This is a genomic window from Niveispirillum irakense DSM 11586, from assembly GCF_000429645.1.
In the GTDB taxonomy this organism is placed as follows: Bacteria; Pseudomonadota; Alphaproteobacteria; order Azospirillales; family Azospirillaceae; genus Niveispirillum; species Niveispirillum irakense.
The window spans coordinates 89131-108595 of sequence record NZ_AUCG01000002.1 but is presented as its reverse complement, the minus strand read 5'-3'; the positions used below and the strand labels follow the sequence as shown (position 1 = coordinate 108595).

Below are 19465 nucleotides of genomic sequence, written 5' to 3'. Positions count from 1 at the left end.
ACCGTCATTCCCGCGAAGGCGGGAATCCAGCAAACGCTTCCCACTGGGAAATAGTGTGAAGGCTGCCACGTCGCATGGTTTCCCGCCTTCGCGGGAAGGACGGAAGAATTGCGGTGGCGCCATGCTTCATCTGACACCTTTTCCCCAAGCCCCCGGTCCCCATGCCCACCATCTTCACCCTGCCGCCAAACCTGTCCTTCGTTGATGCGCTGGCCGCCGGGCTTTGGGTGCGGGCGGGCGGGGATGCGCTGGCGCTGAGCCGCTTCACCATCCTGCTGCCCACGGCGCGCGCCGGGCGGTCGCTGCGGGAGGCGTTTTTGCGCCTGTCCGGCGGGCGGCCCGTGCTGCTGCCACGGATGGCACCGCTGGGCGATGTGGATGCCGATGAAGTGGCGTTGATGCTGGAAGGGCTGGCCGGCGTGGCGGGCGGTCTGGACCTGCCGCCAGCCATCGGGGCCTTACGCCGGCAATTGCTGCTGTCGCGCGCCGTGCTGGCCGCCGGCGACAATTTCGCCAAGACCAAGGCCCAGGCCGCCCGGCTGGGGCGGGAGCTGGCGCGTCTGCTGGACCAGGCCCAGACGGAAGGGCTGGATTTCGACCGGCTGCGCACCCTGGTGCCGGAGGATTATGCCGAACATTGGCAGGTCACCCTGTCCTTCCTGTCCATCATCATCGACCAGTGGCCGGCCATTCTGGGTGAACTGGGACTGGTGGACCCGGCGACGGAGCGCAACAACCGGCTGGCCGCCTTTGCCAAGGCGCTGGAACTGAACCCGCCCGACCATCCGGTGATCGCCGCCGGCTCCACCGGCACCATCCCCGCCGCCGCCGACCTGCTGGCCACCATCGCCCGGCTGCCACAGGGGGCTGTGGTTCTGCCCGGCCTGGACCAGGATATTGACGCCGATACTTGGGCCGCCTTGGACGAGGCGCATCCCCAATTCGCGCTGAAACAGTTGCTGGGCCGGCTGGGGGTGGAACGCGAGGCCGTGAAGCCCTGGCCGGTGCCGGGCACGATCCGCCCCGCCAGCCCCGCCGCCCGTACCCGCCTGATTGCAGAGGCCATGCGCCCCGCCGGCACGACGGAAGCCTGGCGCGACATGGAAGCCATCGACCCCGCCGCGCTGGACGGGCTGCACCGGATTGACGCCACCACCCCGCAGGAGGAGGCTGGCATCATCGCCCTGATCCTGCGCGAAGCGCTGGAGGTGCCGGAACGCACCGCCGCCCTGATAACGCCCGACCGCAATCTGGCCCGAAGGGTGGCGACGGAATTGCGGCGCTGGAACATCAGCGTGGATGACAGTGCTGGCCGCCCCCTGGCCCAGACGCCGGTGGGCAGCTTCCTGCGCGTGATCGCGGATTTCGCCGTGCAGGGTGCCCCTATCCCGCTGCTGTCGCTGCTGAAACATCCGCTGGCCGGGGGTGGGCTGGCGGCGGGTGCCCTGCGCCGGCTGGGCCGCCAGTTGGAAAAGGCCGTGCTGCGCGGCCCCCGCCCCGCCGCCGGGCTGGACGGGCTGCGCCGGGCGCTGGAAAATGCCTCCCGCCGCCAGTTGGACAATCCCGCCCTGAAGGCCGACCTGCTGGCCCTGGTGGACCGGCTGGATGCACGGCTGGGCGCCTTTGTCGCCGCCGTGCAGGATGGGGAAAGCCGGGAACTGATCGACTGGCTGCGCCTGCATGTCGGTGCGGCGGAAGCCATGGCCGCCCTGGAAGAAGAACCCGGCGACGAGCGGTTATGGCGCGACAAGGATGGCGAGGCGGCGGCGGATTTCATTGATGAATTGCGCGATGCCGCTGCCGGATATCCCCTGATGGGCGGGCGCGATTATGCCGGCCTGATGGAGGTGCTGGTGTCAGGCAGGCCGGTGCGCCCGGCCTTTGGCCTGCATCCGCGCCTGCATATCCTGGGCTTGATGGAAGCGCGGCTGCAGCAGTTTGACGTGATGGTGCTGGCCGGGCTGAACGAGGGGACATGGCCCCCCGCCCCGCCGCCCGACCCCTGGATGTCGCGCCCCATGCGCACCCGCTTCGGCCTGCCATCGCCGGAACAGCAGGTGGGACAGGCGGCGCATGACTTTGCCCAGGCCACCGGTGCGCGCACGCTTTACCTTTCCCGGTCGGAACGGGTGGATGGCACGCCGACCGTGCCGTCGCGCTGGTTGCTGCGGCTGGACACGGTGTTGGCCAAGGCGGGCCGGCGGGGGGAGATTGCCGTAGCGGCGGAACGCTACCGCGCCATCCATCAGGCCCTGGACCGGCCGGCGCGGGTACGCCCCTGCCCGGCCCCGGCCCCCACCCCGCCCGTGACCGCCCGGCCCCGCCGGCTGTCCGTGACGCAGATCGAAACCTGGATGCGCGACCCCTACGCCATCTATGCCCGCAAAATCCTGGACCTGGAAGCGCTGGAGCCGATCGATGCCGATCCGGGCGCGGCGGAACGGGGGGAAATCCTGCACAAGGCGCTGGAACTGTTCATCCAGCGCCATCCCAATCACCTGCCACCCAACGCCCTGTCAGAACTGCTGGCCTGTGGCCGGCAGGCCTTTGGCGACCTGCTGGACCAGCCGGGGGTGCAAGCCTTCTGGTGGCCCCGGTTTGAACGGGTGGCCGCCTGGTTCCTGGAAGCCGAATCGGCCCGCCGCCCTGAAACAAAGCCGCTGGCGACCGAGGTGACGGGCAGCATCACCCTGCCCGCCCCCGGCGGCGATTTCATCCTGACCGCCAAGGCCGACCGCATTGACCGCACCGCCACGGGCGGCGTGGTGCTGGTGGATTACAAAACCGGCCAGCCACCCACCGGCAAGGAGGTGCGGCTGGGCAAGGCACCGCAATTACCGCTGGAAGCCTTGATTGCCGAGGCCGGCGGCTTTACCGGCATCGGCCCGGCAGCAGTGGATGGCTTGGAATTCTGGCGTCTGACCGGGGGTGACCCGGCCGGCACCATCCTGCGCCTGCGTGATGATACGGCGGAACTGGCCGCTGATGCCCGCGACGGGCTGCTGGCGCTGATCGCAGCCTTTGACGATCCGACCATGCCCTATCGCAGCCAGCCCCGCCCCGCCTGGGCTCCCCGCTTCACCGATTACGCCCATCTGGCCCGTATCGCGGAATGGTCAGCCGGCGGGGGGGAGGAAGGGTAAGGGGCGGTTCCCCCGCTTGCCCGTCAGGTGAAAAGCAGCTTCGCCGTATCCGCCGCCGCCCTGGCCTGGCGCGCATCGCCAACGATCAGGAACAGGGCATCGGTTTTCACCCGGCGGCCCAGCGGATTGGACAGGATGGCGCCCGTCTCGACGCAGCGGCACCCAATGGGTGTGCCGATACCAGCCTTCGCCAGCGTGACCAACAGGTCCAGCCATTCACCCTCCCACACACGCGGCAGGTCGATGCGGCGGCATTCATCGCCTTCGGCGGTGAAAAGCTGCTCAATCAGCGCTTCGGAGCCGGGGCTGACAATGGCGCGGGCCGCCACCTCCGGATAGCCGTGCATGACGCGGATCGGCTGGGCCTGACCCAGACGGGTCAGCCTTTCATGGTCGCCAATATCCACACATTCCGCCACCAGCGGAACGGTGGGCGCCCGTTCGCGCAGACGCAGCACTGTATCCAATACCCGCGCCGTTGCCTCGCGGTCCGTTTCGGAGTTGGAGAAAACCAGGATGCAGCGCGCCTTTTCCGGCGTAGACCGGGCAAGTGCCTGCGAATCGACCGGCGATCCGGTGACATGCACGATCCCGCGATCGGCAAGCGCCACCGGCAGACGTCCATCCGCGAAGGCGCGGGTCAGCATCTGGACCGGCACGCCGGCCCAATCCTCATGCGCGCGCACCTGATCGACCAGCCGGCCGACATGCTGCACGACATCGCCGCTGGGTTCCCCGATGAGAAGCAGATGGTTGGACAAGTTCCACTCCCAGGCCCCCGTGGCCTTGCGTTCATATTTGCGGCCATACCATTCGGCCAGAGCCGAAACCAGGCTGGCAACGACGAAAATGCCGCCGACATAGAGCAGCAGAACGGTAGCGATCCGGCCGATATCGGTTTTCGCAGAAAGGTCGCCATAGCCGACGGTGACGATGGTGGTGGCCGTCAGCCACAAGGCATCGCCAAGGCCCATGCCCTCAAGCAGCATCATGGCGGCGACATGGGCCGCACAGACCACCGCAACCCAACCGCCCAGCCGCCATAGGCGGGCCTTCACCAGTTCGTCGCCAGCAGCCAGACCGGGCTTGCGCATCAAGCGCAGCAATAGCGCGAACATCGCCTCTCCATTACCAGCAGTGCTGGAGAGGCGTGCCGCAAAAGCGCGGAATTGTCCAGTGGGGGAGAAACAATAGGGGGGAGGCCGCAAAGACCCGCCCTGGCGCCCGTCGTCAGGGGGCCATCATGGTGGCGTCATGCGCCCCAGTAGCGGACCGAACCGGTATCCACATGCACGAAGTTGGACTTGCTGTAGATGCCCACGCCGCCCAGCTTCAGATCGACAGCGGCCTGACGGATCTTGGCAAGCTGGCGGCCCGTCACATTGATGTCAATGGCCTTGCCCTGCATGTGCAGGCTCTTCTTCGCCACACCATCGGACTTGGAGGCCAGCATCGCGTTGGTCTTGGGGCAGCGATAGCCGGAAATCACCTGGAACGGCTCTTCCGTCCGCAGGCGCAGGCGAAGCTGATAGAGCAGGTCCAGCAGCTTGGGGTCCATCTTGCCCTGTTCACCCGTGCGCCAGTCGCGCAGCATCTCATTCACATCCGACAGCGCGGTCGGCAGATAGCGACCATCGGCAAAATACGTGACCTTGAGCTTTTCCGACGTGTGCGGCGACACAAAGGACAGGCTGCGGCGGGGGGAGGAGAGCGGGGCCGCATCGGCCGGGTTGGTCAGGATGGTCGGCATGGCGATGGCGGCACCGGCCCCCAGGACCAGCCCGCCGATCCGGCGCAGGAAGCCGCGCCGTTCACCATCAACAGTCTGAACCAATGGGGAAGAAGGGGACGGGGTAGGAGAGTCAGCGGTGGCGTTGCCAAGGATCAGGTCGGTCGTCGTCGGCCGTGCCACCATCGTGCGTATCCCTTCCGTCTCTGCCACCTCCCGCGACCGTTGCACGGGAGACACTCCATTCCGCAATCTTTTGGGGTAGCCCGCGTGCGCCGCAGGACACGATTGCAGTCATGGCAGATCGAAACCGGGGATGCAAGCAACAAATGGACGAATGGCCTAGGTCATTTTTCCAAGGGAACAATTAGGAAAAACAAGCACGATCAAGGGGTAGGATTCCCCGATCCCGCCGCCGGGGTTCCATTGCCACCATTCGGCGCCGGGGCGGAGGGGGAAATCATCGGCGCGGCCCCGCCGGCCGCCGTGCTGGCTGTGCGGGCTTCCGCCGCGACGCCATCCCAGCGCATGCCCGCGGCATGCATGGCATTGGCCAGCTTCCGGTCGCGCCCATAGATATCGCTGCGGAAATTCACCTTGCCGTCGGCTGCGACGAAGGCCGTGAAATAGGAGATATAGACCGGGATCGGTCGCTTCAGCCGCACCACCGTACGCTGGCCGCTTTCCAGTGCCGCATCCAGCTTCGGGCGATCCCAATCCGTCGTACCCGTCAGGCGCAGGATGGTTTCCGCCACATCGAACGGATGTTCCACCCGGATGCAGCCATGGCTGAAGCTGCGCCGCGCCCGGTTGAACAGGGCCTTGGACGGCGTGTCATGCAGATAGATGTCGAACTCGTTCGGGAACATCATCTTGATGCGGCCCAGGCTGTTCTGCGGGCCAGGCTTCTGCCGCACGCCGTTGCCGGGCAGCAATTCATAGCCATGCTTGGCCAGATAATCCGGATCCTGGCGCACCTTGGGCATGATCTCATCCCGCACGATCTTGTACGGCACATGCCAGTAGGGGTTCACTTCCATATAGGTCATGTTGCGGGAGAAGACGGGTGTGCGGGTGGAGGTGGTGCCCACCACGACCCGCGCCTCATGCACCACCTTGCCATGATCGAACATGGAAAGGCCGAAGGCCGCCAGATTGACCAGCAGATAGCTCTGCCCCAGGTCACGCGGCATCCAGCGCCAGCGCTCCATATTCATCATGATCTGGCCGGCCCGCTGTTCGGCGGGGACATTCAGCGCCAGGATCGTCTGCTTGCCGACAACCCCATCCGGTTCCAACCCATGACGGGCCTGGAACAGCTTCACCGCAACAGCCGCCGCCTCGTCGTAAAGCTCCGGATCTTCCGGGATCGGGGCCGTCATCAGCAATTCGCCGGTGATGCGCAGGCGGGAGCGCAGGGCCGGCAGGCGGGCATCCTTTTCCCCCGGACGCAGCGACTGTTCGGCCTCGGGCACCGGCTGCCAGCCACCATTTTTGGCCAGCCCGCGATACAGGACCAGCGCTTCGCGCAGCGCCAGATATTCCGGCCGCGACGGGGCCAGCGGCAGCAGCACGGCCGCCGGATCAGCATTGTTCGCCAATTGCTGAAGCAGCAGGGCGGAATCCAATACCGGCTTTTCCACATAAAGCTCGGAATCAACACGGCTCGGCTCCAGCCGGCCGGTGGCAAGGTCGCGCCCGAAGGAAAGCGCGCTTTGCGTCAGCAGCAATTCCAGCTCAGCCAGCGCGTCGGCGCTGTCGCCCCGTTCCAGCAGCGGGGCGATCCGGGGAACACCATAATCCCGTGGGTCCAGCCCATCCGCATCCGCCGCGCCCAGCACGGCAAGCAAGGACTGGGCCTTTTCATTGGGGCGCCCCCCGCTGATCCAGAGCGGCGCCATGGCATGGGTTTCATAGAACCGGCCAATAATTTCCAGATCCTGGCCGTCGCGGTCACCCTTGGGCAAGCCGACGCCGCTGACCAGGCGGGACTGGATGGCTGCCGTTACGCTGGGCGCATCAGCACGAGCGGAAAGGGGGGAGAGAAGAACAAGGGCTGCCAGGGGCAGAACGGCCAGCCTGATCAAAGGGCGGCCAAAGCGACAGCGGATGGAACGCAAATTCACGGAAAACCCCTCCCGGCACCCTCGGCACCCGTCAACAGCCTATCATCAAAGACTTAACGGTTCGCCGCCAATTTCGTTGCAAAGCAACAACTGGCAGTTGCCAGGATAGGGGAGGGGCGCCACCGGCTTACAGTCGCCGGTGGCTTTCACGGGCTTACCGCGTCGGACGCGGGGTGGGGCCGGAATAATCATAGAAGCCGCGACCGACCTTGCGGCCCAGCCACCCGGCCTCAACATATTTCACCAGCAGCGGGCACGGGCGGTACTTGCTGTCCGCCAGCCCCTCATACAGCACCTGCATGATGGACAGGCAGGTATCCAGACCGATGAAATCCGCCAGTTCCAGCGGCCCCATCGGGTGGTTGGCCCCCAGCTTCATGGCGGTGTCGATGGCTTCCACCGACCCGACGCCTTCATACAGCGTATAGACGGCCTCGTTGATCATCGGCAGCAGGATGCGGTTGACGATGAAGGCGGGGAAATCCTCCGCAATCGCCGCCGTCTTGCCCAGCTTGACGGTCAGGGCCTTGATGGCCTGGAACGTGTCATCATCCGTGGCAATGCCCCGGATCAGTTCCACCAACTGCATCACCGGCACCGGATTCATGAAATGCATGCCGATGAACTGGGCCGGCCGATCGGTCGCGGCAGCCAGACGGGTGATGGAAATGGAAGAGGTGTTGGTGGCGATGATGGCCGACGGCTTCAGGTTGGGCACCAGCGCCTTCAGGATCTGGCGCTTGACCTCTTCGCTTTCGGTCGCCGCCTCGATCACCAGATCGCTATCGTTGAAGATCGCGAGATCGGTGCTGGTGGTGATGCGGGCCATGGCCGCATCCTTATCCTCAGCCGACAGTTTGCCCTTGCTCACCTGCCGGTCGAGATTTTTGGCAATCCCGGCCACAGCCTTGGCAAGCTGGTCGGCGGAAAGATCCGACAGCACGACCTGAAGCCCTGACACCGCACAGACATGGGCGATGCCGCTGCCCATCTGTCCGGCGCCGATCACACCCACCTTCTCGATCATCACGCCATCCCCGTTATCGGGTTGAAATTATGGAAACCGGTTCCTGGCACCAATGTGCCACGGAAAGACCAGCCTGCCCCCCGCGACGAAAGGACAGGGGAGGACAAAAGCGCCCTCCCCGCCTTTTCGGCTTAACCCAGTGCCTCAGTCAGTTCCGGGACGATCTTGAACAGATCGCCCACGATGCCGTAATCGGCCACCTGGAACATCGGGGCCTCTTCGTCCTTGTTGATGGCGACGATGACCTTGCTGTCCTTCATGCCGGCCAGATGCTGGATTGCACCAGAGATACCGACGGCGATGTAGAGTTCCGGGGCCACGATCTTACCGGTCTGGCCGACCTGATAATCGTTGGGCACGAAACCGGCATCCACTGCCGCGCGCGATGCACCCACGGCGGCGCCCAGCTTGTCGGCCAGCGCGTCCAGCATCGGGAAATTGTCGCCCGACTGCATGCCACGGCCACCCGACACGATCACGCGGGCCGAGGTCAGTTCCGGGCGTTCTGACTTGGTCAGTTCCGCGCCGACAAAGCTGGACAAGCCGGCATCGCCGGTGCCCGACAGGCTTTCCACCGCACCGGCCCCGCCGGTCTCGCCCGCCGCCTCAAACGCGGTGCCGCGCACGGTGATGACCTTGATCGCATCCGCCGACTGCACCGTGGCAATCGCGTTGCCGGCATAGATCGGCCGTTCGAACGTGTCGGCAGACACGACGCCGCTGATCTCGCTGATCTGCTGCACATCCAGCAAGGCCGCCACGCGCGGCGCCAGATTTTTGCCAAAGGTCGTGGCCGGGAACAGCACATGGCCATAGCCACCTGCCTTCACGGCTGCCACCACCAGCGGGGCCAGATTCTCGGCCAGCCCCTGGGCATATTCAGCCCCATCGGCGACCAGGGCCTTGGTCACGCCGGCAGCAGCAGCAGCGGCCTTGGCGGCATCCGCCACGCCCTGACCGACGACCAGCACATGGGTTTCCCCACCGATCTTCGCCGCCGCACCCAGCGTCGTCAGGGTCGGCTTCTTCACAGCGCCGGTGGAGGGTTCGGCGATTACCAGAATGCTCATGACATCCTCATCGGAATTCTAAGGGGGCGCCACCTTGTCCCCTGCTCAACCTGCCGCCCCCGCGTAAGCGGGGATCCAGGGCCACAGGCGCCGACGTTGCGATCATCCCCCCTGGATCCCCGCTTACGCGGGGAAAGCAGCGAGGGGCAGCCTTGCTCAGATCACGCGCGCTTCGTCGCGCAGCTTCGCGACCAGTTCGGCCACGCTGGCAACCTTCACGCCGCCCTTGCGCTTGGGCGGCTCGGCCACCTTCAGCGTGGTCAGGCGCGGGGTGATGTCCACCCCCAGGCCCGCCGGGTCCAGCACCTCAATCGGCTTCTTCTTCGCCTTCATGATGTTGGGCAGGGAGGCATAGCGCGGCTCGTTCAGGCGCAGGTCGGTGGTCACCACCGCCGGCAGCTTCAGGTCCACCGTCTCCAGGCCGCCGTCGATCTCGCGCGTCACGGCCATCTTGCCGTCGCCCGGAACCACCTTGGACGCGAACGTCCCCTGGCCCCAGCCCAGCAGCGCCGCCAGCGCCTGACCGGTCTGGTTGCTGTCATCATCAATGGCCTGCTTGCCCAGGATCACCAGATCGGGGCTTTCCTTCGCGACGACGGCCTTCAGCAGCTTGGCGACGGCCAGCGGCTGCACCTCGGCATCGGTCTGGACCAGCACGCCCCGGTCACCACCCATGGCGAGACCGGTGCGGATCGTCTCCTGCGCTGCCGTCGGCCCGATGGAGACGACGATGATTTCCGTCGCCTTGCCCGCTTCCTTCAGACGCACCGCCTCTTCCACGGCGATCTCGTCGAACGGGTTCATCGACATCTTCACGTTCGCAAGCTCGACACCGCTACCATCCGCCTTCACACGGACCTTAACGTTGTAGTCAACCACGCGCTTGACAGCGACAAGGACTTTCATTGGCGATCCCCTAGCTTTGCATCAGGTAACGGGTGAGGACACCCGCCCCATCTCCGGCTTTCAGCCTTGCGTTGAGGCACAGGATTGGGCATTCGCCGCCCGTCGTCCAGCCCGTAAAAAATCGGCCTGGAAAATAGGATTGCTGCACTGCACCTGTCAATAGAATGCGCGGTGAAATGGATTTACGAAATTTCCTTTCCATTTCACGCCAAATCACAGTCACAGCGTCGACGAAAGACCCAAAAACCCGTTCCTTTCCTTCGTTCACCTCTCCTGCCGGGACACGAAATAATCGGTCGCATCGGCCCATTCGGCTTACGATTACGTAATGGTAAAATGATAATCACGCCGCGCGAAAATGCAAGCCTCCCCCGCGTCACCACATGGTGACACTCAGCCGCGGGTCAGGCCCGGTACCCAGAGGATGTCGGCAGCGCCCTTATCGTTCAGATAGCGCGCCATCACGAACAGGTGATCGGACAGGCGATTGGCATATTTCAGCGCCGGTGCGCCGATGCTGATTGTCTGCGCCGCCAGGGTCATTTCCCGTTCTGCACGGCGGATGACGGTGCGCGCCTGATGCAGATAGGCGGAAGCCGGGCTGCCACCAGGCAGGATGAAGCTGTTCAGCGGCGCCAGTTCCGCATTCATGCGGTCAATTTCCGCCTCCAGCCTGTCCACCTGGGCATCAATGATGCGCAGCGGCGGATAGGGCGGGTTTTCCTGTTCCGGGGTGCAGAGATCGGCACCTAAGTCGAACAGATCATTCTGGATGCGGGCCAGCATGGCGTCGGCATCGGCCAACAGCGCCCCCGCCCCCGGCACACAGGTATGAAGGCGCGCCAACCCCAGCACGGCATTCGCCTCGTCCACCGTGCCATAGGCGGCCACGCGCGGATCATGCTTGGGCACGCGGCTGCCATCGCCCAGGGATGTGGCCCCTTTGTCACCGCCACGGGTGTAGATACGGTTCAGCTTCACCATGGGTGCGGTCCCGTCACGAGGCCATGAAGGCCAGGGCGAACAGCACCAGGGCCGCCACCTGCAGGCGCACGCGCCACCACATCAGGCGATTGCCATGCTTGGCATTGAACTCGCCACCACGGGCCATGGCAAACAGGCCGACCACCAGCACGCCAAGCGTGGCCAGCATCGCCGCAACCATGAGGATGATCAATATTCCGCTCATGGGCCCTGATATAGCGCGTCCCCGGCCCGTCGCCCAGGGGGGACCGCGATAAAGCGTCCGCATGCCGCATTTAAGCGTGCCCGCAGCCTGGATGGGGCGCAGCCGTGGCGCGACGGCCCCTTGGGCTTCTGCTATATGTCCGCCGCAGCCGATACAGCCGGAAACCAGCATGTCCCACCCTGCCACCGATGCCAGAAGCCCGCGCCGTCAGGCCGGTATCCCTTTCATCCTGGTCACCATTTTCCTGGATGTGCTGACCTTCGGGCTGGTGATCCCGGTGATGCCGGCCCTGGTGCAGCATTTTTCCGCCGACGATGCATCGGCGGCCTGGTGGCTGGGGCTGATGGTGGCCAGCTTCTCCATCATGCAGTTCCTGTTTGCACCCGTGCTGGGGGCGCTGTCGGACCGGTTCGGCCGGCGCAAAGTGATCCTGGCATCGGTGGCCGGGGCCGGGATCGACCAGCTTTTCATGGCCTTTGCGCCGGGGCTGGGCTGGCTGCTGGCGGCGCGCCTGATCGCCGGGCTGACGGCAGCCAATATCACCGCCGCCAATGCCTATATCGCCGACATTTCCGGGCCGGAGAACCGGGCGCGGAATTTCGGCATGGTGGGGGCGGCCTTCGGCATCGGCTTCATCGCCGGGCCGGCCCTGGGCGGATTGCTGGGGGAAATCCATCTGCGCCTGCCCTTCATGGTCGCGGCCGGGCTGGCGGGGCTGAATTTCCTCTACGGCCTGTTCGTCCTGCCCGAGTCGCTGGCCCCCGCCAACCGCCGCCCCTTCAGTTGGCGGCGTGCCAACCCCATCGGCAGCCTGAAGGCGCTGGCCCGCCATCCCGCCGTGCTGGGGCTGGCCGCTTCGCGCACCTGTGCCGTGCTGGCCATGGGTATCCTGCAGACCGTCTGGGTGCTGTACACCACCAAGCGCTATGGCTGGGGGGAGTTGGATAACGGCCTGTCGCTGGCCGCCGTCGGGCTGGCCACCGCCATTGTGCAGGGGGTGCTGATCTCCCGCATCGTGCGCGGGCTGGGGGAACCGAAAACCATCCTGCTGGGCCTGTCGCTGGAGGCCATCGCCTATATCGGCTATGGCAGCGCCACGGGCGGCCTGTTCTTCTACAGTTTCATCCTGGTCCATGCGATGAGCGGCATCAGCTCCCCCGCCATCCAGAGCGTGGTGTCCCGCACCGTGGGCGCCGATGAACAGGGATCGGTCCAGGGCGCGCTGGCCAGCGTGCAGAGCCTGACCTTCATCTTCGCGCCCCTGATCGGGGCGGAACTGTTCGCTCGCTTCACGGCAACGGGTGCGACAGTGCCCATCCCCGGCATGCCCTTCTATTTTGGCGGGGCCATGCTGGTCCTGGCGGTGTTTATTGCCGCCTGGGCCCTGCGCCGAACCCCGACACCCACCCCCGTTTCGGCCCCCATCCCGGCGGAAAGCGCCTGATAAGGGAGAGTGCGATGCCTACAGGTTTCCTGCGCCACATCCAGGCCTGCAACCGTCATGACCTTTCCGGGTTCCGGCGCTTCCGGGTCGCGGGGCATGATGTCGGCTGGGTCCGGCCGGCCTTCCGCGACCGGTTGCTGGCCCTGGGTCACCCGTTCCTGGCGGAAGGGGAGGATCTGACACTTGATCCGACGCTAACCGATCCGGACGCCCGCACCATCGCCCTGGCCCAGATGCTGGAAGGGCTGGTGGCCGCTGGCGCGCTGCCACCCCTGCGGCGGGAGATGTATCCGGTGCTGACAAGCTGGGGGGCGGAACCGCTGCTGCGGATCGACCGTGCCGCCGTCCCCTTTTTCGGCATCAATGCCTATGGGCTGCATATTAACGGTTTCGTGCGCCGCCGGGATGGTATCCATCTCTGGGTCGGCAAACGCGCCATGGATCGCGGCATCGCCCCCGGCCAGTACGACAATCTGGTCGCCGGCGGGCAGCCGGCGGGCTTGAGCCTGACTGACAATCTGCTGAAGGAAGCGCGGGAAGAAGCCGATCTGCCGCCCGAACTGGCGCGTCAGGCCCGCCCGGTCGGGATCATCCATTATGTGATGGAGAAGAAAAGCGGCCTGAAGCCCGACTATCTGTTCACCTACGACCTGGAACTGGACGAGGATTTCATCCCCCGCAATACCGATGGCGAGGTGGAACGATTCGAGCTCTGGCCGCTGGATGAGGTGGCCGCCAGCGTGCGGGACAGCGATGACTGGAAGTTCAACGTCAATCTGGTGGTGATCGACTTCCTGATCCGCCATGGCTGGCTGACCCCGGACCATCCGGATTACATCGCCCTGTGCCGGGGACTGCGGGGGGCGGTGTAGGGCCTGGAGGGTGCACGGTTTAAGGTGAAGCCTCTTTTATCGCCGTTCCCGTGAAGGGACTGACTTATTCCTTGTGGATAGGGCTGCCTTCCCCGCGAAAGCGGGGATCCAGGGGCCACCAAGAACCACGCATTGGTGCCCTTGGCCCCTAGACCCCCGCTTTCGCGGGGGAGGCACAACAATGTGAGGGCGATCTAAACCTTACAATCCCCGCTCCACAAAGGCGGCCATGCGGCGGGCAAAGGCCACCGGGTCGGGCAGGGTTTCCCCTTCCACGATGCGGGCCTGGTCCAGCAACAGGAAGGCTGCATCCTCCAGCGCTGTGGCCGCCCCGTCCTGGCTCGCCTTTTCCGCCAGACGGCGGATCAGCGGATGGGTGGGGTTGATCTCCAGCACACGGGTGGCACCGGCATCGCCCAACTGCCCATGCTGCTTCAGCAGGCGCTGCAGGTGGATATCCATGTCGCCATCATCGGCGACCAGACAGACGGCGCTGTCGGTCAGCCGTTCAGACTTGCGGACATCCTTCACCGCATCGCCCAGCGTCAGCTTCAAAAGCGCGGTGAGGGAGGCGAGATCGCCTTCCGCCGGCTTCTCGGCATCGTCCTTCTTTTCCTCAGCGTCCGTGCCCTTGATCTTGGACAGGTCCGACCCGCCGCGGGTGACGGATTTGAACACCTTGCCCTGGGCTTCGCGCACGGAGCCCAGCCAGAACTCGTCCACCGGATCGGTCAGCAGGATCACTTCCACGCCCTTGGCGCGGAATCCTTCGATCTGCGGGCTTTTGGCCAGGGCCGCCGCATCCTCACCGGTGATGTAGTAGAGCGCGTCCTGCCCTTCCTTCATCCGCCCGATATAGGTTTCCAGGCTCACCAGGTCGCCATTGCTGGCGGTGGTGCGGAAACGCAGCAACTTCAGCAGATCGTCGCGGTGGGTGAAGTCCTCGTACAGCCCTTCCTTCAGCACAGGGCCAAAGGCTTCCCAGAAGCGGGCATAATCGGCGGCCTGTTCGGGATCGGCGGCCTTCTTGTTCAGGTCACCCAGCACGCGCTTGACGATGCCGGCCTTCAGCTTGGCCAGCACCGGATTGTGCTGAAGCATCTCGCGGCTGACATTCAGCGGCAGATCTTCGCTATCCACCACGCCGCGCAGGAAGCGCAGATAGGGGGGCACCAGCCCTTCCGCCTCGTCCGTGATGAAGACGCGGCGGACATAGAGCTTCACATGATGCGCACGGCGCGGGTCGAACAGGTCGAACGGGCGCTGCTGCGGCACGAACAGCAGGCCGGTATATTCGATCACGCCCTCGGCGCGCCAATGCAAGGTCAGCCACGGCTCGTCAAAGCTGTGCCCGACATGGTGGTAGAATTCCTTATACTGCTCCGGCGTCACGTCCGACTTGGAGCGGGTCCACAGCGCGTTGGCGGCATTGACCGACTCCGTCTCATCCCCCAGCAGGATGGGCACGGCAATATGGTCGGAATATTTCTTCACCACCGACCGCAGCCGGTGATCCTCCAGGAAATCCTTCTCGTCCGCCTTCACATGCAGCACGATCCGGGTGCCCCGCGCCGGCGCATCGGCGCTCTCGGCCACGGTGAAGCTACCCTTGCCATCGCTGGTCCACAGCCAGCCATGGGCCTCCCCGGCGCGGGTGGAATAAACCGCCACCGTATCGGCGATCATGAAGGCGGAATAGAAACCGACGCCAAACTGGCCGATCAGGCTGACATCCTTCTTGTCATCGCCCGACAGGTTCTTGACAAAGGCGGACGTGCCGGACCGGGCGATGGTGCCCAGATTGTCCACCAGATCCTGACGGTTCATCCCGATGCCATTATCGGCGATGGTCAGGGTGCCGGCATCCTTGTCCACGGACAGGCGGATTTTCAGGTCCGGATCGCCCTGCATCAGCGCGGCATCAGTCTGCGCGGCATAGCGCAGCTTGTCACACGCGTCAGATGCGTTGGAGATCAGTTCCCGCAGGAAGACTTCCTTGTCCGAGTAGAGGCTGTGCGCCACGATATCCAGCAGGCGGCTGACCTCGGCTTGGAAACTGAGCCGTTCCTCGCTCATCTCTCTCACCATTTGCAAATATCGGCATTCGACCGGCTTGAATAAGCCGGTCGTCGATATGGGACATGTATCGGGGATACGCAAGGGGACGCGAAGCGCCCCCGACTATTTCACGCGGCTGACCTTGATCAGACCGGGCACCCCCTCAATCGTCATGGAATAGGAGCCGAGAACGGCCTTTTCCACCGTCACCTTGCTACCCGGCTTGACGCCCTTCAGGCCACGCGCCACCACCTGGCGCCAAACCTGCCCATTATCCAGCAGGAAGACCCAGCGGTTGGGTTCACCCTCGCGGGCTTCCTTCAAAACCGCCGTGATGGCTTCCGGCTCCTCCCGCAAGGCGGCGGGCTGGTCCTTCTTCTCCAGCCGCTCGGCACCGAAACGCTGTTCCGGCGGCACGGGCGGCACAGCGGCCACCGGCGGGGCCGGCGGGGCCGGCGGCTTGGGCGCATCGCGCAGGCTGGGGGCAGTACGGTCAAAACAGGCCAGCCGGGCGGAAGCCTCGGCAATTTCCGTGCATTTCAACACGTCAGCCGGGCCAGCGGAAACCTGTCCGGCAAAAGCGAGAAACAGCAGACCGCAGGAAAGCGGGGCAGCAAGGGCAAGGCGCATCAGATCCATCCCGAACAGCATTGGCCGGTCGGGAGGGCAATACCCCTTACTGGGCGCGTTTCACCCAATAGGCCCGACCAAGGCCTTCACCTGTCAGTCTGTACCCGCCAAGGGCGGCTTTCTCAATGCGAATACGCCGTCCCTCACCTTTGATGAGCAAGGTCGGCGTTTCGGTCTGGATCCAGACCTGACCATTATCGAGGGTGAGAATCGTCAAACCGCGCGGATTGACCCGATGGGCTGTCACAACCGCATCGATGAAATCGACATCCTCACGCGGGGGCGCTTCCGGCGCAGGCCGGTTGAATTGCGGCCCGCCAAAACTTTCCTTCGGCGGAGGGGCTGCTGGGGCAACAGGGGGCGCCACGGCCGCCACAGCCGGCGGGGAAACAGCAGCCGCTGTCCCCACAGCCGTATCGGGGCCGAAATGCCGGCGCAACGCCGGCAGCATCCGGTCGAAACAGGCCAGGCGGGCCTGGGCATCGGTCAGATCGCCACAGGCCAGAACGGTGCGCGCATCGTCCTGTGCCCATACGGTGGTGGAAAAGGGCAGTCCAGCCGCCGCCACCATCATGCCAATCAGAAGCCGCCTTGCCATTGCTCCGTCCGACCTGTGATCAGGCCACCAGTTCGATCGAGTAATTCTCGATCACGGTATTGGCCAGCAGCTTGCGGCACATTTCCTCGATCTGGGCCTTGGCCTTGACCGGATCGGTTTCCGCCACTTCCAGCTCGATCAGCTTGCCCTGGCGCACTTCACCGACGCCGTCGAAGCCCAGATTGGTCAGCGCATGGCCGATGGCCTTGCCCTGGGGATCCAGTACGCCGTTTTTCAGGGTGACGATGACTTTGGCCTTCATAGGGGCACCCGCTGTCTTGAGGCAGAAATCAATGGCGGTGGGATAGCAAAAACCGCCCGGCTTGGCGATGCAGAAACCTACCGGCTGGACGCAGGGAAGGTTTGCTCCCGCACAGGTCAGCCCGCCCGGAATAAAAAAGGCTGGAACGGCAGCACCGTTCCAGCCTTTTCATCTCTCACCAGACCGTGCGGCCTTGCAAGCGTTACTGCACCAGCTTAGGGGCCGTATGGTCGCCGGGGCCGGCTTCCGGCAGGATGCCCAGACGGCGGGCCACTTCCTGATAGGCCTCGGCCACATTGCCCAGATCCTGGCGGAAACGGTCCTTGTCCAGCTTCTCGTTGGTCTTGGCGTCCCACAGACGGCAATTATCCGGGCTGATCTCGTCGGCCAGGATGATGCGCATCTCTTCATTCTCAAACAGGCGGCCGAATTCCACCTTGAAATCGACCAGCTTCAGGCCGATGCCCAGGAACAGGCCGTTGAGATAATCATTGGTGCGCAGCGCCAGCGACAGCATGTCATCCAGGTCCTGCGGGGCAGCCCAGCCGAACGCGGTGATATGCTCTTCCGAGACCATCGGATCGCCCAGCTCGTCGTTCTTGAAGTAATATTCGACGATGGAGCGGGGCAGCGGCGTGCCTTCCGGAATGCCGAACCGCTTGGTCAGGCTGCCGGCGGCGATGTTGCGGACCACCACCTCAATGGGGATGATCTCCACCTCGCGCACCAACTGCTCACGCATGTTCAAGCGGCGCACGAAATGGTTCGGGATGCCGATTTCGCCCAGCTTCTGCATCAGATACTCGCTGATGCGGTTGTTCAGCACGCCCTTGCCGGTGATCGTGCCTTTCTTCTGGGCGTTGAACGCCGTGGCGTCGTCCTTGAAGTACTGGACCAGGGTACCCGGCTCGGGGCCCTCATACAGAATCTTCGCCTTGCCTTCGTAGATGCGCCGGCGTCGGGTCATGGGTTGGTGTCCAGCAATCGTTCCAGCAAAAAGGGGAACGGACCCGCAGCGGGGTTATGCCACCCCGCGGAGGGTCCGAAGCCCTCCCTATAGCAAGCAACGACCGTCAGCACAATGGAAGCAGCGATGCGGGCGCCTCAGTGCAGGGTATCGACACCGGTCTGACAAGGCTGTTCCCCTTCCCCGACAGGTCTCAGGGGGCCACATCGGCAAAGGCCGTGCGGTCCGGGCGGCCGGGGGCGAAGCGAAAAACCGGGGGCGTGCCCAGCCGTGCCGCCGCCGGCAGGGCGACGGTGGCGGAACTGCCGGTTTCAAATCCGATCGGCGTTACCACGCACATGGCACCGCGCGGGCCGATATCCCCATCCCAGATGCGGCTGCCCAGCAACTGTTCCCACCCCGCCCAGTCGCCCTTGTCGGGATCGGGCACGGCTGCCGCCTGGAACAGGGGGCGATAGAATTTCTGCCGGGGCGAACTGTCATCATTCAGGTCAGACGCTGTCAGCATGGACAGGCCGTTGGGGATCGGCTTCACCTGGATACGGGCGCCATCGGCCGGCAGGCACAGCCAGAACGCATCGCGGTTATCCGCGATCACCAGATTGAAGGGGCGATAGGCCCTTCCATCCAGATCGGCCAGCGCGTCCACCGCGTCGCGCGCATCGGCATGATCCAGCGCGTCCAGCACCAGTTCCCCACGCGACCGTTTGCCCGGCATCGGCCCCAGCGTGTCCTGGCGGTTCAAGATCACCGCGACCACGCCATGATCATTCACCCCCAGCCAGGAACCGCCCGCCGTCTCATCCAGGCCGGCGCGCACTTCCGGTCGGTCGGGCCAGTGGCGGGCCGGCGGCTTCCAGGGACGGTTCACCATCTCATCCCGGTTGCCGGCCAGCAGCAAAGGCCAGTCATGGCCGGGTCGGCGGAGGATAATGACGGAGCACATGACGGAAAACCTTCCTGCAAGTAAATGATTTGTAAGAAAAATTAACTACCCGCCGAGTGCAAAGGGTCACATAAACTGTTGCACCCAAGGCGCCCATGGTGGATGTCAGGGGATGGGTATATATATGCTCAGCCCGTACAGAATTTAGAGGATTCGCGATGACCACGTTCGATGACCGCGAACAGGCGTTCGAGAACAAGTTCAAGCATGACGAAGAAGTGATGTTCCGCATCCAGGCCCGCCGCGCCAAGCTGATCGGCATCTGGGCTGCCGAACAGATGGGCATCACGGGCGACGATGCCGAAGCCTATGGCAAGCAGATGGTCGCCGTGGATTTCGAGGAGCCGGGCCACAAGGATATCGTCCGCAAGATCCTGGCTGATTTCAAAGCCAAGGGCGTGGACATCTCCGAACATCGTCTGGAAAAGCAGATGGATGTGATGCTGGAAACCGCCCGGCAGCAGATCCAGCAGGGCTGATATTGCCGGTGGTGCAGAC

At 64.6% G+C, this 19465-nt stretch carries 18 protein-coding genes; 4 read left to right on the top strand and 14 right to left on the bottom strand.

Annotated features, from left to right (window positions below):
* The first annotated feature begins 161 nt into the window (after positions 1 to 161).
* Positions 162 to 3143, top strand: a complete 2982-nt coding sequence (gene addB, locus G473_RS0101205) for a double-strand break repair protein AddB (RefSeq protein ID WP_029011606.1) — start codon at positions 162 to 164, stop codon at positions 3141 to 3143.
* A gap of 23 nt (positions 3144 to 3166) precedes the next feature.
* Here addB and G473_RS0101200 read toward each other — a convergent pair whose 3' ends face one another.
* The 8 genes from G473_RS0101200 to G473_RS0101165 all read right to left on the bottom strand — a co-directional run bounded on the left by G473_RS0101200 (position 3167) and on the right by G473_RS0101165 (position 11178).
* Positions 3167 to 4261, bottom strand: a complete 1095-nt coding sequence (locus tag G473_RS0101200) for a potassium channel family protein (RefSeq protein ID WP_029011605.1) — start codon at positions 4259 to 4261, stop codon at positions 3167 to 3169.
* A gap of 134 nt (positions 4262 to 4395) precedes the next feature.
* Positions 4396 to 5103: a peptidoglycan L,D-endopeptidase MepK gene (mepK, locus tag G473_RS0101195; RefSeq protein WP_245579962.1), complete on the bottom strand. Its 708-nt coding sequence runs from the start codon at positions 5101 to 5103 to the stop codon at positions 4396 to 4398.
* A 155-nt stretch (positions 5104 to 5258) separates the two neighbouring features.
* Positions 5259 to 6998, bottom strand: coding sequence for a L,D-transpeptidase family protein (locus G473_RS24435; RefSeq protein WP_051329747.1), 1740 nt, complete (start codon positions 6996 to 6998; stop codon positions 5259 to 5261).
* Positions 6999 to 7152: 154 nt separating this feature from the next.
* Complete coding sequence (locus G473_RS0101185) at positions 7153 to 8025, bottom strand: 3-hydroxybutyryl-CoA dehydrogenase (protein ID WP_029011603.1); 873 nt, start codon at positions 8023 to 8025, stop codon at positions 7153 to 7155.
* 131 nt (positions 8026 to 8156) lie between these two features.
* Positions 8157 to 9095, bottom strand: coding sequence for an electron transfer flavoprotein subunit alpha/FixB family protein (locus G473_RS0101180; RefSeq protein ID WP_029011602.1), 939 nt, complete (start codon positions 9093 to 9095; stop codon positions 8157 to 8159).
* A gap of 156 nt (positions 9096 to 9251) precedes the next feature.
* Positions 9252 to 10001 carry an electron transfer flavoprotein subunit beta/FixA family protein gene (locus G473_RS0101175; RefSeq protein ID WP_029011601.1) on the bottom strand — a complete coding sequence of 250 codons (750 nt, stop codon included), beginning with the start codon at positions 9999 to 10001 and terminating at the stop codon, positions 9252 to 9254.
* 393 nt (positions 10002 to 10394) lie between these two features.
* Positions 10395 to 10985: a cob(I)yrinic acid a,c-diamide adenosyltransferase gene (locus G473_RS0101170; protein WP_029011600.1), complete on the bottom strand. Its 591-nt coding sequence runs from the start codon at positions 10983 to 10985 to the stop codon at positions 10395 to 10397.
* Positions 10986 to 10998: 13 nt separating this feature from the next.
* The gene (locus tag G473_RS0101165) at positions 10999 to 11178 is read right to left on the bottom strand and encodes a twin transmembrane helix small protein (RefSeq protein ID WP_245579961.1); all 180 of its coding nucleotides are present in this window, start codon (positions 11176 to 11178) and stop codon (positions 10999 to 11001) included.
* A 181-nt stretch (positions 11179 to 11359) separates the two neighbouring features.
* Here G473_RS0101165 and G473_RS24430 point away from each other — a divergent pair, with 181 nt between their 5' ends.
* A complete protein-coding gene (locus tag G473_RS24430) occupies positions 11360 to 12634 on the top strand; it encodes a TCR/Tet family MFS transporter (protein ID WP_051329746.1) in 1275 nt (424 codons plus the stop codon).
* 14 nt (positions 12635 to 12648) lie between these two features.
* Positions 12649 to 13506, top strand: coding sequence for a DUF4743 domain-containing protein (locus tag G473_RS0101155; RefSeq protein WP_029011598.1), 858 nt, complete (start codon positions 12649 to 12651; stop codon positions 13504 to 13506).
* 201 nt (positions 13507 to 13707) lie between these two features.
* Here G473_RS0101155 and htpG read toward each other — a convergent pair whose 3' ends face one another.
* From htpG to G473_RS0101125, 6 genes are all read right to left on the bottom strand, one after another.
* Positions 13708 to 15582, bottom strand: a complete 1875-nt coding sequence (gene htpG, locus G473_RS0101150) for a molecular chaperone HtpG (protein ID WP_029011597.1) — start codon at positions 15580 to 15582, stop codon at positions 13708 to 13710.
* 105 nt (positions 15583 to 15687) lie between these two features.
* The gene (locus G473_RS0101145) at positions 15688 to 16194 is read right to left on the bottom strand and encodes a hypothetical protein (protein ID WP_035704947.1); all 507 of its coding nucleotides are present in this window, start codon (positions 16192 to 16194) and stop codon (positions 15688 to 15690) included.
* A 46-nt stretch (positions 16195 to 16240) separates the two neighbouring features.
* Positions 16241 to 16792: a hypothetical protein gene (locus G473_RS24425; protein ID WP_035704892.1), complete on the bottom strand. Its 552-nt coding sequence runs from the start codon at positions 16790 to 16792 to the stop codon at positions 16241 to 16243.
* 19 nt (positions 16793 to 16811) lie between these two features.
* Positions 16812 to 17054, bottom strand: a complete 243-nt coding sequence (purS, locus tag G473_RS0101135) for a phosphoribosylformylglycinamidine synthase subunit PurS (protein ID WP_029011595.1) — start codon at positions 17052 to 17054, stop codon at positions 16812 to 16814.
* Positions 17055 to 17256: 202 nt separating this feature from the next.
* Positions 17257 to 18021 (bottom strand): phosphoribosylaminoimidazolesuccinocarboxamide synthase, encoded by a 765-nt coding sequence (gene purC / locus G473_RS0101130; protein WP_029011594.1) that lies wholly within the window; start codon positions 18019 to 18021, stop codon positions 17257 to 17259.
* Between the two features lie 193 nt (positions 18022 to 18214).
* Complete coding sequence (locus G473_RS0101125) at positions 18215 to 18967, bottom strand: NRDE family protein (RefSeq protein ID WP_029011593.1); 753 nt, start codon at positions 18965 to 18967, stop codon at positions 18215 to 18217.
* 158 nt (positions 18968 to 19125) lie between these two features.
* Between G473_RS0101125 and G473_RS0101120 the strand changes: the two genes are divergently transcribed.
* The gene (locus tag G473_RS0101120; RefSeq protein ID WP_029011592.1) at positions 19126 to 19446 is read left to right on the top strand and encodes a DUF1476 domain-containing protein; all 321 of its coding nucleotides are present in this window, start codon (positions 19126 to 19128) and stop codon (positions 19444 to 19446) included.
* The last annotated feature ends 19 nt before the right edge of the window (positions 19447 to 19465 follow it).